Raw genomic sequence first — 1,054 nt, 5'->3', positions numbered from 1 at the left:
ACATCAACGCCACGGGAGGCGTACAGAATCGCTTCTGCTTTCATCCGAACCAGCACATGATTGTCGGAACGCTTCTTCCACCTGATCAGGACGGCTGTTTCTTCCGGGGTGACCCCGACCTGCATGCCTCGATCGTATCCGGAACGGCACAGGAAATCCACGAAAAATACGATTTCGTTTCATGTCAGCCATACTTCTCCCTTGGCTGTCACATGCGCCTGATGCCACATCGCATGCGTGGGCGGAATCCTGGACTGCAATAGGGGCCGCCAAAGAAATGACGCGGCCAAACAAGAAATAGTCACGCGGCGGTGCATGAATCAGCTCCTCTCGCAGTACTGGAGTAGATCTTAATCTTGTCGTCGACATCATATTTGAAGAACACGTTGTTGATGTCGTATCCGCCGGCCACGAAATTCCCGTCGGCGTCGACGAGGGGATTCGCCGTGGAGTCGATGCACACGCTCAGGGAGACGAGGGAATCCGAGGGCGGGTCATCGGGCACCTGCTCCAGGACCGTGTACTGCGACCGCGTCCCTTCCTGCATCCGCACACGACGCTCGGCCATCTGGGCGAGGACCGTGTTCTCCGACTTCGCGTACCAACCCATGATGTACTGGTTCATCTCGACAGGGACACCATTGACCCCGCCCTCGAGAAAAGCCCGCTGCTCCAACTCGAAATACGCCCGGTAGACCCGCTCGGCCTCCGCGTACAACTCGTCCTGAGACAACGACGCCGACACCGACACCGACGACGCCGACGACGCCGGGCCGGCAGACCCCCGCCGGCCGCACGCCGACACCACGACCACCACGCAGAACACACCCAGGACCACAGCCCGGCACCATCGCCGACTCACGGAACAACCTCCACAGGGGGCGGGAAGCACACGACACCGCCATCGTCCCATGCCCCCACCGGAAGACCTGTGGAAAACCCCACCGCCCACCAGCCGACCACCCCCGCAGACCCAACCGAACCCGACAACCAGCCTGGAGTGATGCTGCGTCCCGGGTTTGGTGGGGGCAGTGAATGCATGGAGGGGTCACTG

1 protein-coding gene is annotated in these 1,054 nt (G+C 61.1%); it reads right to left on the bottom strand.

Translation table 11 applies throughout. The features are described from left to right. Positions 1-301: 301 nt before the first annotated feature. Complete coding sequence (locus K336_RS0112445) at positions 302-817, bottom strand: hypothetical protein (protein WP_155945129.1); 516 nt, start codon at positions 815-817, stop codon at positions 302-304. Positions 818-1,054 lie beyond the last annotated feature (237 nt).

Source organism: Propionibacterium acidifaciens DSM 21887, assembly GCF_000426605.1.
Classification (GTDB): Bacteria; Actinomycetota; Actinomycetes; order Propionibacteriales; family Propionibacteriaceae; genus Propionibacterium; species Propionibacterium acidifaciens.
Note: the sequence above shows the minus strand (reverse complement) of the source record. Positions and strands in the feature narration are given on the sequence as shown.